Origin of the sequence: Flavobacterium fontis, from assembly GCF_900129405.1 — a bacterium.
GTDB classification, from domain to species: domain Bacteria; phylum Bacteroidota; class Bacteroidia; order Flavobacteriales; family Flavobacteriaceae; genus Flavobacterium; species Flavobacterium fontis.
The window spans coordinates 162,696-176,773 of record NZ_FQVQ01000001.1 but is presented as its reverse complement, the minus strand read 5'-3'; the positions used below and the strand labels follow the sequence as shown (position 1 = coordinate 176,773).

Below are 14,078 nucleotides of genomic sequence, written 5' to 3'. Positions count from 1 at the left end.
TTTTATTATCCCAAAGCGACGTCGAGCATCATCATGACGATAAAACCTCCGATGAACCCTAAAGTGGCAATATCTGTATTTTTATCTTGTTGCGTTTCGGGAATCACTTCTTCCACTACGACAAATATCATTGCACCCGCTGCAAATGCTAAAGCATAGGGCAACAATGGGGTAAAGAAAGTAACTGCCACCGCACCCAAAACCCCCGCTATGGGTTCGACCAACGCCGACGATTGACCGTACATAAAACTCTTCCATCGGCTCATTCCCATTCGACGAAGCGGCATCGAAACCGCAATACCCTCAGGAAAATTTTGAATTCCAATTCCAATCGCCAAAGTCACCGCTCCAGCAATCGAGGCTTCAGGAATACCTGCTGCAACACCCCCAAAAAGAACGCCCACGGCCAACCCTTCTGGGATATTGTGCAAAGTGATCGCCAAGACCAACAAAGTCGTACGTTGCCAAGGCGATTTCATCCCTTCGGTTTCTTGAAAATTAAGATGCAAGTGCGGTAGAATTTTGTCTAATCCGAAAATGAAAAAGGCGCCAAGCAAAAACCCAAGTGCGGCGGGAATTACTTTTACAAAACCGTCGCCTTCACTCATTTCGATGGCCGGCGCTAACAAACTCCAAAAACTGGCAGCCACCATAACACCGCCTGTAAAACCGAGCATTCCATCAAGAACAACCCGGTTCATTGTTTTAAAGAAAAATACAAAAGAAGCACCCAAAGCGGTCAAACCCCAGGTAAATAAAGTCGCCAGTAAAGCGGCCACTACGGGGTCAATTTGTTCAAAAAAATGGAGTACTGAATCAAACATGTTTTAAGACATAAAGGTTATCTGCAATTTTTTGTGAAAGCACCAATTCTTGTTCGTTGATACGAATACATATCGAATGATCAAACGGTTCTATTTCCAGCAATTCAATGGGAGCGCCCAAGGCTATTTTTTGTTTATCCAAATATTGAAGAAATCCCGGAGACGAATCTTTTACACCAATAAAGCGATACGTGTGATTGCGCTGGGCTTCCGAAAGGAGAATCCGTTCCTCTTTGACCATTTCGCCTTTGGCATTCGGAATAGGATCGCCGTGCGGATCAAAAGAAGGGTAGCCCAAAAACTCATCGAGTCGTCCGATCAACGCATCCGATTGAATATGTTCCAACTCTTCGGCAATATCATGCACCTCATCCCAGGCAAAGCCCAATTTTTCGACCAAAAAAACTTCCCACAAGCGGTGTTTGCGCACCACCATTTTGGCTTTTAGCAAGCCCGATTCGGTCAACGAAACGCCTTGGTATTTTTGGTAGGAAACCCAGTTTTTATCGGCCAATTTTTTCAGCATATCCGTTACAGAAGATGCTTTGGTATCCAAGGTTCCCGCAATTGCGTTGGTGGTTACCCCTTTGGGTGAAACTTGTGATAAATGGTAGATGACTTTAATGTAGTTCTCTTCAGAAATAGTCATTTGAATTTTTATTTATTCAAAAATAATACTTTGTTTTGAATAAAACTATTTTTAGTTTTGCCTAAATATTTTTTTATGAAATATAAAATTACAGTTTTTATCGTATTTCTTGGGCTGACGTTACACAGTCAAACCCCTCAGGACAGCCTTCCCAAAGGAACGACACAATTGGATGAAATTGTAGTCTCTGGCACTTTAAAACCTGTAAAACGACTCGAAAATGCAGTGCCTGTAGAAATCATTACGTCGACTTTTTTGAAACAAAATCCAACCTCCAATTTAGTTGACGCCTTGCAAAACGCCAACGGATTACGTCCGCAAAATAATTGCAATGTTTGCAACACTTTTGACATTCGTATCAATGGAATGGAAGGCGCCTACACCATGGTCACCATTGACGGAATGCCCATCGTTAGTGCACTAGGAACGGTTTACGGACTCTCAGGAATTCCCACCTCCATGATTGAACGTATCGAAGTAGTTAAAGGGCCCGCTTCTTCTTTATATGGCAGTGAGGCCGTAGCGGGTTTGCTCAACATTATCACCAAAAAACCGGAAAACCATAAACGTTTTACGGGAAATTTTTTTACCACTTCTTGGTGGGAACATAATGTCGATTTGGGCTACCGCTTGGGGTCAAAAAAATCGGGCAACGGACTGCTCGGCGTGAATTATGTACATGCTCAAAATCGAGTTGATGAAAACCGAGATAATTTTACCGATGTGGCACTCCAACACCGGATTGCTCTTTTTGGGAAATGGAACTTTAAGCGGAAAAGCGGAAAGGCATTTCAATGGGTTTCGCGGTATTTGTATGAAGACCGATGGGGCGGGCAAATGCAATGGAACTCTTCCTTTCGCGGAGGTGACCAAGTCTATGGCGAAAGCATTTACACCTCACGGTATGAATTCCTCGGTTTGTATGAACTGCCCACCACAGAAAAAATCAAACTGCAATACTCGTGGATCGGCCACAACCAAAATTCGGTGTACGGAAATTCGGTATACATCGCGCAACAAAACATTGGATTTGTACAAGCGCTATGGGACAAACAAATAGGAAACCACTCCCTCTTGACTGGATCGGCCTACCGTTATCAATTCTATAATGACAACACGCCTGCCACTGCACAATCCAATCACATGCACATTGGAAGTTTTTTCGTGCAAGATGACTGGACATGGAGTGCCAAAACAGGAGCACTTCTCGGTATGCGTTATGATTACAACTCGGCGCACGGTTCCATCCTCACGCCGCGTATCGCATTCAAATGGAAGCCCGCTTCAAATGCCGTAATGCGATTTAACTTGGGTACGGGATTTCGTGTAGTGAATCTTTTTACGGAAGACCATCAAGCCTTGTCGGGAGCTCGTGACGTAATTTTGGCCGAATCTTTACGGCCTGAAACGTCATACAATGCCAATTGGAACTACCTTCACAAATGGTCGACAACCGAGGCTGGAACCTTTGTGATCGAGGCTTCTACGTGGCTAACCTATTTCACCAACCGCATTTTACCCGATTACGACACCAACCCCAATGCTATTATTTATAAAAATTTGGACGGCGACATGCGAATGTGGGGCAGTGGATTGCAAGGGGATTGGATCAGTCCGTTTGGAATTACAGCCTCGCTTGGATTTAACCTCTATCGCCCAACGGTTCGGCAAGAAGGACGTGAATTTCAACCGCTATTTGCCGAACGTTATGGGGCCAATTGGTCGATTGCCTTTACCCCGAGAAACAGCAAGTGGACCCTCGATTACACCGGAAACCTCACTGGACCCATGCGCTTGCCCTTATTAGGACCCTTGGACCCGCGTCGGGAATACTCCTTGCCGTTCAGTATCCAAAACATTCAATTGACGTACAAAGGTGGGCATCATTTTGAAATCTATGGTGGGGTAAAAAACCTACTCAATTGGACGCCCAATCGCGGAAATCCATTTTTGATTGCACGCGCCAACGATCCATTTGACCAAAACGTGCAATTTGACAGTAATGGGATGGCTTTGCCTACGCCCGACAACCCGTTTGGTCTAACCTTTGACCCTACCTATGCCTACGGTCCTAATCAAGGGATTCGCGGATTTATTGGGATTCGCTTTCATTGGGATTAACAAATGTTTGGGCAAAAGGGCAACGGTTTTTGTTACCTTTGAATCGTGCAACATTACCATTACATCTTCACCGGAACCGGACTCGCGGCCTTATTGACCGTACGAGAAATGGTGCAGCATCCCTTTTATCGAGACAAAAAAATACTCTTACTCGATACCGACGCCAAAAAAACCAACGATCGTACCTGGTGTTTTTGGGATGAAAAAAAGCAATTTGAAAACATACAACACAAAGCGTGGGAGGCAGCCGTATTTGCTGATACAGGTTTTGAACGCCGTTTTGCCATGGCGCCCTACACCTATCGCATGATGCGCGGATTGGATTTTTATCAACGCACTTTTCAAGAACTTGAAAACCATTCGAATATCACAATAGTCCAAGAAAAAGTAGTTGATTTTCAAGAATTGGGCAATCATTGTTTAGTGAAAACGGAAAACCAAAGTTTTACTTGTAACTTTATTTTCAATTCCATTTTCAATCCCGAACGGTTAATGGCGCAAAAAAAGTTTCCCTTAGTACACCAACATTTTATAGGTTGGTTTGTGCAAACGGAAACTCCTGTTTTTACCCCCGATTGTGCCACTTTTATGGATTTTTCGGTACCTCAAAAAGGCAATACCCGATTCATGTATGTGCTTCCTACCAGTGAAAAAGAGGCTTTAATGGAGTACACGCTGTTTTCGGCCAACCTATTGCCACGCGAGGAATACGAATCGGAAATCAAAGCCTATTTAGAGCGTCTCGGTATAACGGCCTATACGATTACCGAAACCGAACAAGGGAATATTCCGATGACCTGTTATCCGTTTTGGAAACACAATTCGGAACGCATTTTACACATCGGTTCGGCGGGCGGGTGGACCAAAGCGAGTACGGGTTATACCTTTAAAAATGCCCTCAAAAAATCCAAAGCCTTAGTTAATTTTTTACCCCAAAATAATGACCTGCGAAAATTTCACAAAATCAATCGTTTTTGGTTTTATGACTTACTGCTTATTGACATTCTATATCAAAAAAATGAAGTCGGAAGTTCGATCTTTGCGAGCATGTTTCGCCAAGGAAAAGTGGCTACCATCTTTAAATTTTTGGATGAAGAAACCACATTTTTAGAAGATTTGAATATAATTTTACGTTGCCCTAAAACCTTGTTCATCAAGGCTTTAATTCGTAGATTGTTCTAAAAAACATCTTCTAACGAATGTTAAATTTTTAAAAAGGCGCTTTTTTTTCCAAACACTGTCGCTACCTTTGTCCCACAAAATTACCGCATGAAAACTTTATTTACAGCATTACATCATCATACACATTCTGGCCCTCAGGCGAGCTGATGTTGTATGTTGTAAAAACAAAAATATGTCGAACCGTCTGAGTATATCAGGCGGTTTTTTTATTTCCTTTCCTCCCGGTATACTCAGTCATTTTTAATCAAAATGAAAAGTATCAAAATTGCCCTTCAAAAATCAGGACGCCTCAGTGAGAAGTCCATTCAATTACTCGAATCTTGCGGGATTCAACTCAGTAACGGCGAACGTAAATTAAAAGCGGTGGCTTCCAATTACCCCATCGAAATCCTCTTCTTGCGCGATGATGATATTCCGCAATATGTTGAACAAGGTGTTGCCGATTTGGGTATTTTGGGTGAAAACGAAGTCTGGGAACAAAATAAAAATGTCACCATTCTCAAGCCGCTTGGTTTTGCCAAATGCCGTATGGCGCTTGCTATTCCTAAAGAAGAAAACTACACGGACTTATCCTATTTCGCTTCCAAAAAAATTGCAACGAGTTACCCCGGTGTGCTAAGTCGTTTTTTTGCTAAAAAAAATATTCCAATAATTCTCGAACCCATCAGCGGAAGTGTTGAAATCGCTCCCGGAATTGGTCTAGCTGATGCCGTTTTTGATATTGTAAGCACGGGAAGTACTTTGTTGATGAACGGATTGAAAGAAGTCGCCACCGTTTGTTCCAGCCAAGCGGTACTCATCGCCAATCCCAATTTGTCTGCAGAACAACAGGAATTAGTTGACAATTTACTCTTTCGAATTGACGCCTGCCAACAAGCCAAAGCGAACAAGTACATTCTTTTGAATGCGCCCAACGAACAGCTGGATACCATCATTCAACTTTTACCTGGAATCAAATCGCCAACCGTAATGCCACTTGCGCTTTCAGGTTGGAGCAGCATCCATGCCGTACTTTCAGAAAAAGAATCATGGAGCATTATTGAACAATTAAAAAAGGCCGGAGCCGAAGGAATTCTAGTCATTCCGATGGATCAAATGGTCGCTTAAAACGTACAACTATGAACTACATCCTTTTTCCAAACAGCGAAGCGCAACAAAAAATCACCTCACGTCAGGTTCCAACGGGTTTGAATCTGGAAGAAACCGTTCGCACCATTTTTACAGATGTTCAAAAAAAAGGCGACCAAGCCATTGCAAAATACACCCAACTTTTTGATGGTTTTGAAGGAGAAAATCTTCGTGTTTCGCCTGAAGAGATGCAAAAAGCGGCATCGCAAATCGCTCCTGAACTAAAACAAGCCATTGATCGTGCGGCCCATCAAATTCGCCGTTTTCATGAAAGTCAGCGGGAACCCATCCTACGCATCACCACGTCGCCGGGAGTCACCTGCTGGAGAGAAAGTCGCCCAATTGAAACCGTGGGATTGTACATTCCGGGTGGAACCGCGCCCCTATTTTCTACCGTATTGATGTTGGGAATTCCAGCTCAAATTGCGGGTTGCCCCAATCGCATTCTCTGTACGCCTCCAAATGCACTAGGAGAAATTAATCCTGCCATTCTGTATGCTGCCCAAGTGGCTGGAATTACAGAATTGTACAAAGTGGGTGGCATTCAAGCCATTGCAGGAATGACTTTTGGCAGCCAGACACTCCCCAAAGTCGATAAGATTTTTGGTCCAGGTAACAAATACGTGACGGCTGCCAAAGCCTATGCACAGCAACTGCAAGTAGCCATTGATTTACCTGCCGGACCTAGTGAAGTGTTGATTATTGCTGATGCAAATAGTAATCCCGAATTTGTCGCAGCCGATTTATTGGCGCAAGCCGAACACGATGCCGACAGTCAAGTCGTCGTGCTGAGCGATGCCCCTGAACAACTCCAGTGCATCCTAGCAGCAGTTGAGCGGCAGTTGGAAAAATTACCGCGAAAAAAAATCGCGCAACAAGCCTTGCTAAGCAGTTATGCTATCGCACTTCCAAGCTTGGACGATTGTTTTGCCTTTAGCAATGCCTATGCCCCTGAACACTTGATTGTGGCCTTGGAAAATGCCTCAGATTGGTCGTCAAAAATCACCGCTGCGGGATCGGTCTTTTTAGGAACCTACAGTTGTGAAACCGCAGGCGATTACGCTAGCGGCACCAATCACACGTTACCTACCAGCGGCTATGCCAAAGCCTACAGTGGTGTGTCTTTGGATAGTTTTATCAAAAAAATAACCTTTCAAGAAATCACTGAAGAAGGATTGCTTGATTTGGGTCCGACCCTCGAAATACTCGCCGAAGCCGAAGGACTTTTCGCCCACAAAAATGCCGTTTCGCTCCGAATTAAAAAGAACAACTCATGAATCCATTAGCCCTTATTCGTCCCAATATTGCCCAACTCACCCCGTATTCCAGTGCACGTGAAGAATATACGGGTACGACAGGAATTTTCTTGGATGCCAATGAATTTCCAGAAGGAAAGTACAATCGTTATCCCGACCCTGAGGCAAAAGCAGTGCAATCCGTTCTTGCTGCGCAAATTGGATGTGCTGAAAATCAATTGATTCTTGGCAATGGCAGCGATGAAATTATTGATTTAGTACAACGTGCTTTTGGAATCCCTGGAACCGATAGCATCATCGTTTGTCCACCCACTTACGGCATGTACGAGGTGTACGCCAAAATCAATAATTTGGAATGTATTCGCATTCCGTTGACTGGGGACTTTCAATTGGATATTCCCCAAATTTTAGCCCAAAAAGCGAAAATTTTGTATTTGTGTTCGCCCAACAATCCAACAGGAAATGAATTGGAAAACATTGAAATTCTTCTTCAAAATTTTCAAGGAATTGTCTTTTTGGACGAAGCCTATATTGATTTTAGTCCCAGCAACTCCAAAAATGAACTCCTTCAAAACTACCCCAACCTCATCATCGCCCAAACCTTAAGCAAAGCCAAAGGTCTTGCGGGTTTACGAATGGGAATGGGTATCGCACATCCTGAGATTATTGCGGTTTTAAAAAAAATCAAACCCCCATACAATATAAGTCAAACCAACCAAGAACTCGCGCTTCAAGCCCTTCAAAATTGGGATGCGACAGCTATTGAAACCCTAGTGAAAGAACGAGATAAGTTGGTTGAAGGCTTAAAAAAGAATCCATCGGTTCGTCGCATTTTTCCGTCCGTAACCAATTTTATTTTGGTGGAAATGACCGAAGCCGACCGAATCTATGCTTTTTTAACCGGCCGAAACCTCATCGTTCGCAACCGAAGCAAGGACGTTCCAAACACCTTACGAATTACCGTGGGAACCCCACAAGAAAATGAATTACTCCTTAAAACATTAGCCGAATTCCAATGAAAAAAATACTCTTTATCGACCGTGATGGGACCTTAATTCAAGAACCTCCCCTCGATTTCCAAGTGGATAGTTTAGAAAAACTGGAATTTCTTCCGGGTGTTTTCACCTACTTAGGAAAAATTGTTCGCGAAATGGATTATGAATTGGTACTGGTGACCAATCAAGACGGTTTAGGAACCGCTTCTTTTCCCGAAGAAACCTTTTGGCCTGCCCAAAACAAAATGGTTCAAGCTTTTGAAAATGAAGGCATCCGCTTTCGCGAAATTTGCATCGACCGCTCCTTTCCCGAAGACAATGCTCCCACCCGAAAACCTGGGATTGGCATGCTCAAATCCTACCTCAACGGCACCTTTGACCTTATAAATTCATGGGTCATTGGCGATCGATTGACCGATGTCCAATTGGCACAAAACCTCGGCTGTCAGTCTATTTTGCTTCAAACGGAATCCAATGATGCAGCCACATTCACAGCGCCGAATTGGGAATCGATATATACCTATTTGTCCCAACAAAAAAGAAGCACGCTTGTAAAACGAACCACCAAGGAAACCCAAATTGAAGTGGAACTCACCTTGGAAGGTTCAGGGAAAGCGGAAATTCAGACGGGCTTGCGATTTTTTGACCACATGCTCGAACAAATTGCACGTCACGGCGGACTCGACTTACGGATTTCGGTACAAGGTGATTTGGACGTCGATGAACACCACACCATTGAAGATGTTGGTATTGTACTAGGAACTGCTATCGATAAAGCTTTGGGAACCAAACGCGGCATTGAACGCTATGGTTTTATGCTTCCCATGGACGATTGTATAGCGGTTACTGCCCTTGATTTTGGCGGAAGAAGTGCTTTAAATTGGAATGCAAAATTCAAGCGAGAAACCATAGGCGATATGCCCACAGAAATGTTTGACCACTTTTTCAAATCCTTTTGTGATGGAGCCCGTTGCAATCTTTATGTGAAAGCCAAAGGCAAAAATGAACACCACAAGATTGAATCCATTTTTAAATCGTTTGCCCGATCACTAAAAAGCGCGGTGCAAAAAAACGCACAAAATCAATTACCTAGTACCAAAGGACTCCTATGATTACCTTACTCGACTACCAAGCAGGCAATTTGCATTCGTTGCAAAACGCTATTGAACGATTGGGCTATACGGTACTATGTACAGCCGACCCTGCGTTGTTGCGCCAAGCGGAAAAAGTGATTATTCCGGGTGTGGGTCATGCCGCTCCCGCGATGGCATTTCTCAAAGAAAACGGATTAGATACGGTGATTCGCGAACTTACATGTCCCGTGTTGGGCATTTGTTTGGGAATGCAACTGTTAACGGAATTCACAGAAGAAGGTCAGGTGAGCGGTTTAGGTGTTTTTGATGTAACCGTAAAAAAACTTAGTGGGCATTTGAAAATTCCGCACATGGGTTGGAATAGTGTGCAGTACAAACCCTCAAAGCTGTTTGAAGAAATTCCCCAAGAAGCCGATTTCTACTTTGTACACAGCTATGCCGCTACATTGGGAGAAAGTACGTTGGCGACTTGTGAATACGGTGCCTCGTTTAGTGTGGCTTTGGCCAAAAACAACTTTTATGGGGTACAATTTCACCCCGAAAAATCAGGAAAATGGGGGCAACAGCTCCTTCAAAACTTTTTAGCATTATGAAAATTATACCCGCTATTGATTTACAAGGAGGCTGCTGTGTGCGGTTAGCACAAGGGGATTATCACCAAAAAACGGTCTATGCTTCCGATCCTTTAGAACAAGCACTCATTTTTGAACGTTGTGGCGCTACCCATTTGCATCTTGTCGATTTGGATGGGGCTAAGTCGCAATCGGTGGTGCATCTTGAGGTTTTGGAAAAAATTGCGAAACACACACAGCTCATCCTTGATTTTGGTGGAGGAATTAAAACCGAAACCGATTTGAAAAAAGTGTTGGATGCGGGTGCACAGCAAGTCACTTTAGGAAGTATTGCAGTCAACCAACCCGAATGGGTACAAGAATGGGGCGCAACGTATGGCTACGAACGATTTATTTTAGGCGCGGATGTTCGAGGAGAACAAATTGCCACTCATGGATGGCTTACCCAAACCGACCATTCGGTGTTCAATTTTATTGCATCGTACAGCGCTTGTGGTTTTCGACAATTTATGGTGACCGATATTGCCAAAGACGGGATGCTTAGCGGACCATCTGTGGCGTTGTATCAAAAAATTTTGGCCGAATATCCCATCGAACTTATTGCTAGTGGTGGGGTAAGTTCGTATGCAGATGTGGAAACGCTTCGTGAAATCGGTTGTGCGGGAACCATCATCGGAAAGGCCTTGTATGAAGGATTAATGGATTTACATAAACTGCTCCAATCATGTTAAAAAAACGAATTATTCCCTGCCTAGATATCCAAGGCGGTCGCGTGGTAAAAGGCATTGGTTTTGAAGGGTTGCGTGACATGGGCGACCCGATTGCCTTGGCACAACGCTATGATGCAGAAGGCGCTGATGAATTGGTTTTTTTGGACATCAGTGCTACGCTTGAAGAGCGCGCTACACTGTCGGAATTAGTTCGGAATATTGCCGCTACAATTCAAATACCCTTCACTGTAGGCGGTGGTATTCGTTCAGTAAATGATGCCAAAAAACTCTTGCGATCGGGCGCTGATAAAATCAGTATCAATTCGGCAGCATTGGAACGCCCCGAATTAATCACGGAATTGGCAGCAGCCTTTGGCAACCAATGTGTCGTAGTGGCCATTGATGTGAAAACGGTAAACGGTGTCGATTGTGTTTTTTCACATGGAGGCAAAAAAGCAACCCATCACGAAGCGCTCAACTGGGCCTTGGAAGCGGAACGCTTGGGTGCGGGAGAAATTTTACTCACCTCCATGAACCAAGATGGCGCACAAACTGGATTTGCAATTTCACTAACACAGAAAATTAGTCAGGCGCTTTCCATTCCTGTAATTGGTTCTGGTGGTGCGGGAACGGTGGAAGATTTTAGTCATCTTTTTAAAGAAACCGAAGCCACAGGAGCCTTGGCTGCCGGAATTTTTCACACGGAAAAAGTAGCGATAGCAGCCATTAAAAACGAATTATACACTCAAAAAATACCGGTACGATGGAACCCCAATTTATAAATGATACCCAACTCCTTCCCGCCATTATTCAAAATGCGCTGACGGGAAAAGTACTGATGCTCGGCTACATGAACCGAGAAGCTTTTACGTTGACCAAACAATCCCAAACGATTACCTTTTTTAGTCGGAGCCGAAATGAACTCTGGACGAAAGGCGCGACTTCGGGCAACTATTTGCGTTGGACGTCCTATGCCGTCGATTGTGATCAAGATGCTATTTTATTTCAAGTCATCCCCGACGGCCCCACTTGCCACACTGGCGCTGCCTCTTGCTTTGAAAATGCCCCTGAACTTGGTTTTTTAGGTGGTTTAGAAAATCTAATTCAAGAACGCTTAACTTCTGCTAATGAAGATTCATATGTATGGCGATTGACTCAAAAAGGAACCGCAAAAATTGCCCAAAAAGTGGGAGAAGAAGCGGTTGAAACCGTGATTGAAGCGTTGCAAAACAATTCCGATCGTTTCAAAGAAGAAACGGCCGATTTGCTCTTCCATTTGCTGCTTTTATTGAACAATCAAAACGTAACGTTGAAAGAAATTACGGCTGTTTTACACCAAAGAAACCAATCTAAAGCGCAATAAAACAACTAATTATAACTTTTTGAATTTTTTTAAGAGAAAAATAAAATCAACTTTTATACTTTTGTCAACATGAATTGCAACAATCAAAATACTAATTGGTGGCACAACCCGTACTCCGTTTCTGGATTGCGATGGTAATGCTATTGGTGTATTTTCTTCAATAACAGCTTAACCCGCCTTTCCAGGCGGGTTTTTTTATTCCCTAACTTTTCCTTTTTTATGGCTTATAATTTAACCACCGAAGTCCGAACGGCGCCGGGTGATTTACATACACCGGTAGCCTTATACCTAAAATTACGTGACCGTTTTCCCAACAGTTTGTTGCTGGAAAGTTCGGAATACCAACGTCGTGAAAACAGTTTATCGTACTTGTGTTTGCTACCCATGGCGCAATTTGAAGCGGATTTAAACGAAATCAACATCCAATTCCCCGACGGCGCAACACAGTGTTTTACCACGCAAAACACATCCGTAAGTGACGCGTTACATGATTTTTGTGCCCAATTTGTCGTAGAACCCAATACCTATGCATTTACCACCCAAGGGTTATTTGGCTACACGGCGTATGATGCGATTCCTCTTTTTGAACCCATACAATTTCAACATCCCCCGATGGATGTTCCGCTTATTCACTACCAACTGTTCCGTTTCCTTTTGGTTTTTGACCATTTCAAAAATGTGTTGTACTTCGTTGAAAATCGTTTAGAAAACAGTCCCTCCGAATTGGATGCTTTACAAGAATTATTGGTTAATCCCACGGTGGCCACTTTTCCCTTTCGAACAGTCGGCGAAGAACAGTCCAATGGAACCGACGAAGCCTTTTTAACCACTATCGAAAAAGGAAAAGCGCATTGTTACCGCGGTGATGTTTTTCAGATTGTGCTTTCACGTCAGTTTGAACAAGCGTTTCAAGGCGATGATTTTAATGTCTACCGCGCATTACGATCGGTAAATCCCTCGCCGTATTTGTTCTACTTTGATTACGGTTCGTTTAAAATAATGGGATCCTCACCTGAAGCCCAATTGACCATTCAACAGCAAAAAGCAACCGTATTTCCTATTGCGGGAACGTTTCGTCGAACAGGTAATCCTGAGGAAGACCAAAAATTAGCAAGTGCCTTACGAGAAGATCCGAAGGAAAATGCGGAACATACCATGCTGGTCGATTTGGCGCGAAACGATTTACATAAACAGTGCTCCAACGTACAAGTCGACCGGTATAAATCCATTGAATTCTATTCTCATGTGATTCACATGACCTCAGAAGTTAGTGGTCAATTAGCCCCCGATTACCAACCCTTAGCAGTTTTGGGAGCCACCTATCCTGCGGGAACATTATCGGGAGCACCCAAACACCGTGCTATGGAACTTATCGACGAATTAGAACCCAATTCCCGCGGATTTTATGGCGGAACGGTAGGTGTACTTGGACTCGACGGGACCTTAAATCACGCCATTTTTATTCGATCGATCGTGAGTCGGAACAACACGCTAACCTATCAAGCGGGCTGTGGTGTGGTCATTCATTCCGATCCCCAAATGGAATTACAAGAAGTTAATCATAAACTGAATGCGGTGCGTACTGCCATTCAAAAAGCTACCCAATTTGCCCTATGAAACTATTAGTCATCGACAATTACGATTCGTTTGTATACAACCTTGTAGCGCTTATTCGCGAAACGACCAAAGCACCCCTTACGGTAGTCAAAAATGATCAGGTCGACTTGGAAACGTTGCACCAGTACAGTCATATTTTACTTTCTCCAGGCCCAGGTATTCCCTCCGAAGCGGGAAAAATGATGGAAGTTTTGGAACGTGTTGCCCCCCACACATCGGTATTGGGTGTTTGTTTAGGACATCAGGCGATTGCTGAATTTTCGGGAGCGCGACTCCAGCAATTAACCGCCCCGTTGCATGGCGTTAGCTCAGCATTGGTTCAAACACAAACCGATTCCCTTTTTGAAACTACACCCAAAACATTCCAAATTGGCCATTACCATTCTTGGGTGGTCGCTGAAGATAGTGTCCCCAATTCCCTTGACGTATTGGCTTTTGATGAACAACACAACATTATGGCAATCAAACATAAAGGGTTCCCTTGGCGGGGCGTTCAATTTCATCCCGAATCCATTCTCACCGAACACGGTAAAACCCTTATTTCCAATTGGATTAAAAATTAAACTT

At 43.6% G+C, this 14,078-nt stretch carries 14 protein-coding genes; 12 read left to right on the top strand and 2 right to left on the bottom strand.

Annotation, left to right across the window (positions count from 1 at the left end; translation table 11 throughout):
* Positions 1–5: 5 nt before the first annotated feature.
* Positions 6–824: a ZIP family metal transporter gene (locus BUC17_RS00830; protein WP_073360471.1), complete on the bottom strand. Its 819-nt coding sequence runs from the start codon at positions 822–824 to the stop codon at positions 6–8.
* Positions 817–1,473, bottom strand: a complete 657-nt coding sequence (locus BUC17_RS00825; RefSeq protein WP_073360469.1) for a metal-dependent transcriptional regulator — start codon at positions 1,471–1,473, stop codon at positions 817–819. The genes BUC17_RS00830 and BUC17_RS00825 overlap by 8 nt, the downstream gene beginning before the upstream one ends.
* A gap of 75 nt (positions 1,474–1,548) precedes the next feature.
* On the opposite strand from BUC17_RS00825, the gene BUC17_RS00820 reads away from it, so the two are divergent.
* The 12 genes from BUC17_RS00820 to BUC17_RS00765 all read left to right on the top strand — a co-directional run bounded on the left by BUC17_RS00820 (position 1,549) and on the right by BUC17_RS00765 (position 14,074).
* Positions 1,549–3,594: a TonB-dependent receptor plug domain-containing protein gene (locus BUC17_RS00820; protein ID WP_073360467.1), complete on the top strand. Its 2,046-nt coding sequence runs from the start codon at positions 1,549–1,551 to the stop codon at positions 3,592–3,594.
* Positions 3,595–3,639: 45 nt separating this feature from the next.
* Complete coding sequence (locus BUC17_RS00815; protein ID WP_073360465.1) at positions 3,640–4,776, top strand: lycopene cyclase family protein; 1,137 nt, start codon at positions 3,640–3,642, stop codon at positions 4,774–4,776.
* Between the two features lie 249 nt (positions 4,777–5,025).
* On the top strand, positions 5,026–5,883 hold the full coding sequence (gene hisG / locus BUC17_RS00810) for an ATP phosphoribosyltransferase (RefSeq protein WP_073360463.1): 858 nt from the start codon (positions 5,026–5,028) through the stop codon (positions 5,881–5,883).
* An 11-nt stretch (positions 5,884–5,894) separates the two neighbouring features.
* Positions 5,895–7,181 carry a histidinol dehydrogenase gene (hisD, locus tag BUC17_RS00805; protein ID WP_073360461.1) on the top strand — a complete coding sequence of 429 codons (1,287 nt, stop codon included), beginning with the start codon at positions 5,895–5,897 and terminating at the stop codon, positions 7,179–7,181.
* Complete coding sequence (hisC, locus tag BUC17_RS00800; RefSeq protein ID WP_073360459.1) at positions 7,178–8,179, top strand: histidinol-phosphate transaminase; 1,002 nt, start codon at positions 7,178–7,180, stop codon at positions 8,177–8,179. Before hisD ends, hisC begins: the two co-directional genes overlap by 4 nt.
* Entirely contained in the window at positions 8,176–9,267 is a 1,092-nt protein-coding gene (gene hisB / locus BUC17_RS00795; protein WP_073360457.1) for a bifunctional histidinol-phosphatase/imidazoleglycerol-phosphate dehydratase HisB, read from the top strand. The genes hisC and hisB overlap by 4 nt, the downstream gene beginning before the upstream one ends.
* Positions 9,264–9,842, top strand: coding sequence for an imidazole glycerol phosphate synthase subunit HisH (gene hisH / locus BUC17_RS00790; RefSeq protein WP_073360455.1), 579 nt, complete (start codon positions 9,264–9,266; stop codon positions 9,840–9,842). Before hisB ends, hisH begins: the two co-directional genes overlap by 4 nt.
* Positions 9,839–10,552, top strand: coding sequence for a 1-(5-phosphoribosyl)-5-[(5-phosphoribosylamino)methylideneamino]imidazole-4-carboxamide isomerase (gene hisA / locus BUC17_RS00785; protein WP_073360453.1), 714 nt, complete (start codon positions 9,839–9,841; stop codon positions 10,550–10,552). Before hisH ends, hisA begins: the two co-directional genes overlap by 4 nt.
* A complete protein-coding gene (gene hisF, locus BUC17_RS00780) occupies positions 10,546–11,313 on the top strand; it encodes an imidazole glycerol phosphate synthase subunit HisF (protein WP_073360452.1) in 768 nt (255 codons plus the stop codon). Before hisA ends, hisF begins: the two co-directional genes overlap by 7 nt.
* Positions 11,295–11,894: a bifunctional phosphoribosyl-AMP cyclohydrolase/phosphoribosyl-ATP diphosphatase HisIE gene (hisIE, locus tag BUC17_RS00775; protein ID WP_073360450.1), complete on the top strand. Its 600-nt coding sequence runs from the start codon at positions 11,295–11,297 to the stop codon at positions 11,892–11,894. The genes hisF and hisIE overlap by 19 nt, the downstream gene beginning before the upstream one ends.
* 219 nt (positions 11,895–12,113) lie before the next feature.
* Complete coding sequence (locus BUC17_RS00770) at positions 12,114–13,511, top strand: anthranilate synthase component I family protein (protein ID WP_073360448.1); 1,398 nt, start codon at positions 12,114–12,116, stop codon at positions 13,509–13,511.
* Complete coding sequence (locus tag BUC17_RS00765; RefSeq protein ID WP_073360446.1) at positions 13,508–14,074, top strand: anthranilate synthase component II; 567 nt, start codon at positions 13,508–13,510, stop codon at positions 14,072–14,074. Before BUC17_RS00770 ends, BUC17_RS00765 begins: the two co-directional genes overlap by 4 nt.
* Positions 14,075–14,078 lie beyond the last annotated feature (4 nt).

Excerpts from the sequence above, each read along its gene's own strand:
- BUC17_RS00820 (WP_073360467.1), top strand. The coding sequence starts at position 1,549 with ATGAAATATAAAATTACAGTTTTTATCGTATTTCTTGGGCTGACGTTA.
- BUC17_RS00770 (WP_073360448.1), top strand. The coding sequence starts at position 12,114 with ATGGCTTATAATTTAACCACCGAAGTCCGAACGGCGCCGGGTGATTTA.
- hisA (WP_073360453.1), top strand. The coding sequence starts at position 9,839 with ATGAAAATTATACCCGCTATTGATTTACAAGGAGGCTGCTGTGTGCGG.
- hisD (WP_073360461.1), top strand. The coding sequence starts at position 5,895 with ATGAACTACATCCTTTTTCCAAACAGCGAAGCGCAACAAAAAATCACC.
- hisF (WP_073360452.1), top strand. The coding sequence starts at position 10,546 with ATGTTAAAAAAACGAATTATTCCCTGCCTAGATATCCAAGGCGGTCGC.
- hisIE (WP_073360450.1), top strand. The coding sequence starts at position 11,295 with ATGGAACCCCAATTTATAAATGATACCCAACTCCTTCCCGCCATTATT.
- hisH (WP_073360455.1), top strand. The coding sequence starts at position 9,264 with ATGATTACCTTACTCGACTACCAAGCAGGCAATTTGCATTCGTTGCAA.
- hisC (WP_073360459.1), top strand. The coding sequence starts at position 7,178 with ATGAATCCATTAGCCCTTATTCGTCCCAATATTGCCCAACTCACCCCG.
- hisB (WP_073360457.1), top strand. The coding sequence starts at position 8,176 with ATGAAAAAAATACTCTTTATCGACCGTGATGGGACCTTAATTCAAGAA.
- BUC17_RS00825 (WP_073360469.1), bottom strand. The coding sequence starts at position 1,473 with ATGACTATTTCTGAAGAGAACTACATTAAAGTCATCTACCATTTATCA.
- hisG (WP_073360463.1), top strand. The coding sequence starts at position 5,026 with ATGAAAAGTATCAAAATTGCCCTTCAAAAATCAGGACGCCTCAGTGAG.
- BUC17_RS00830 (WP_073360471.1), bottom strand. The coding sequence starts at position 824 with ATGTTTGATTCAGTACTCCATTTTTTTGAACAAATTGACCCCGTAGTG.
- BUC17_RS00765 (WP_073360446.1), top strand. The coding sequence starts at position 13,508 with ATGAAACTATTAGTCATCGACAATTACGATTCGTTTGTATACAACCTT.